The organism is Paenibacillus sp. 01T422 (assembly GCF_056398785.1).
This window is the reverse complement of the sequence record NZ_JBFTQB010001210.1, coordinates 1-1,923: the sequence shown is the minus strand read 5'-3', so window position 1 is coordinate 1,923 and position 1,923 is coordinate 1. Positions and strand designations below refer to the sequence as shown.

1 protein-coding gene and 2 pseudogenes are annotated in these 1,923 nt (G+C 45.5%); 2 read left to right on the top strand and 1 reads right to left on the bottom strand.

All coding sequences use genetic code 11. From position 1 onward, the window contains the following. A pseudogene (locus AC1DUA_RS37270) lies at positions 1–219 on the top strand (hypothetical protein); the annotation flags it as partial. A gap of 325 nt (positions 220–544) precedes the next feature. Here AC1DUA_RS37270 and AC1DUA_RS37265 read toward each other — a convergent pair. Next, positions 545–1,252 (bottom strand): annotated as a pseudogene (locus AC1DUA_RS37265) (aldo/keto reductase); the annotation flags it as partial. Positions 1,253–1,481: 229 nt separating this feature from the next. Here AC1DUA_RS37265 and AC1DUA_RS37260 point away from each other — a divergent pair. Further along, complete coding sequence (locus AC1DUA_RS37260) at positions 1,482–1,901, top strand: GTP pyrophosphokinase (protein ID WP_477504514.1); 420 nt, start codon at positions 1,482–1,484, stop codon at positions 1,899–1,901. Positions 1,902–1,923: the final 22 nt, after the last annotated feature.

The following is a 1,923-nucleotide window of genomic DNA, read 5'->3' as shown; positions in this document are numbered from 1 at the left end:
GAGCAACTACGGAATTTAACTCAGCTGTACCATCTCGCTGTACTACACATCTATATCGGTCAGCATTATGCTGGAGCTGACGTCCAACAAAACTTTACCTACATTCTGAATCAATTCATACGTAGAGATTCATGGTTAGAGGAGCATAACAAAACAATTCAGCAGATGCTGGTGTCTTATTTGATGGAAGAAGTCCAAACTGCCGGCTTTAATATATAAAGGGCTGCCCTCAAGTAGACAAACTACTTACAATGTGTGTGGTTAGGGTGAAGGCATGGATGCAAATAGCAAATGGAACTACAGGTCGCTATTTCCTGAAAAATCCATATTTTCAACCTGTAGTGGAACTACGATCCGCTACTTTACCCAATTCAGCAGTAAAACGTGCCAGGGCTGCAAAATAAGTACCTGTAGTTCCGCTCCCAGACAGCAAAAAGCTTGTTTTTCTTAAAATAAAGGCCTGTAGTTCCTTGGAAATAAAGGCTCATCCAATCTCGACATAATCGAAATAAAAAGCCGTCAGAATCCCTGACGGCTTGTCTTATTACCAGGCGTACGCCCGTGGAGCATCTCCCCCAGGTCCCGGGAAGATTTCATCTAATTTGCTTAAAGTAGATTCATCAAGTTGGATATCAACCACACGCAGTGTGTTTTCGAATTGTTCGAGCGTGCGAGGCCCGATAATAGGCGCCGTCATGGCCGGATGGACGAGGGTCCAAGCGAGTGCAACATTCGCTTCACTCTCACCAAGCTCCTTGCATAGTGCAGAGAAAGCTTCCAATTTAGCGCGATGTTTCTCTACCCGTTCAGGGTTGCTAGCACGTTTGGAACCGGAAATTGGATTCAATGCATTGCCGCCAAGCAGACCGCCGTCCAGCGGACTCCATGCGATGACGCCAATGCCTAGCTCCTCAGCTGCTGGAAGCACTTCAAGCTCTGGCAATCTGCACAATAAGCTGTATTTATGCTGTTCAGACACTAGACCAAGGAGATGACGGGATTTGGCTTCATATTGTGCTTTCACCAGATCGCGCCCAGCGAAGTTACTTGAGCCGACGTAGCCGATTTTCCCTTGGTACACAGGAACTTGAAAAGCTTCCCAGAGTTCATCCCAAGATACGTTTCGATCCACGTGATGCATCTGGTACAGCTCGATATGATCAGTTTGTAGACGACGTAAGGACGCGTCCAAGTGGCGGCGCAGCTTATAAGCGGATAACCCGCCCTCACGGTTGGGCCCATCATTGGCATCCGGTATTTCATCGTGATCTCCTCCAAGAAAGTTAAGGTTGGGCAAAGCTTGTTCATTTATATCACTTCCATCATACTAGATTCATAGACGGCTTAGAAGTACGCACTTTTCCTTTATTTAGTAGACGGAGTGATACCTACTCACTTATAGGTAAGCGCTTATTTGTAGCCGTCAATTAGCAAAAATGCTATGATGGGGAAGTTACCAATTACGGAATGAAGGTGTAGAAATGAGTACATTAACAAAGGCGATTCTACTAGCAGCCAAAGCGCATGACGGTCAAACCGATAAGGGAGGAAACCCCTACATCCTGCATCCGATTCGATTAGCCAGTAAAGCCAAAACGACAGAAGAATCCATTATAGCCGTCTTACACGATGTCGTTGAGGATTCAAATATGACCTTGTTTGATCTAAAAAATGAAGGATTTAGTTCGAACGTCATTGCAGCTCTTGATTGCCTGACCAGGAGAGCGGATGAAAGCTACGAAGGATTCATTAAACGGATTAAACTTAACCCGCTTGCCTCGAAGGTGAAGCTTCTGGATCTGGAAGATAACTGCGATATCAACCGAATTCCGCAGCCAACAGATGCTGATTACGCAAGAATCGATAGATACAAAAAAGCTATCGCTGAGCTCAAGTTCTAGATTAGAGCGCTCCTTTCCAYTG

What these genes read in the sequence shown, in the direction of transcription:
- AC1DUA_RS37260 (WP_477504514.1), top strand. Translation starts at nt 1,482, where the DNA reads ATGAGTACATTAACAAAGGCGATTCTACTAGCAGCCAAAGCGCATGAC.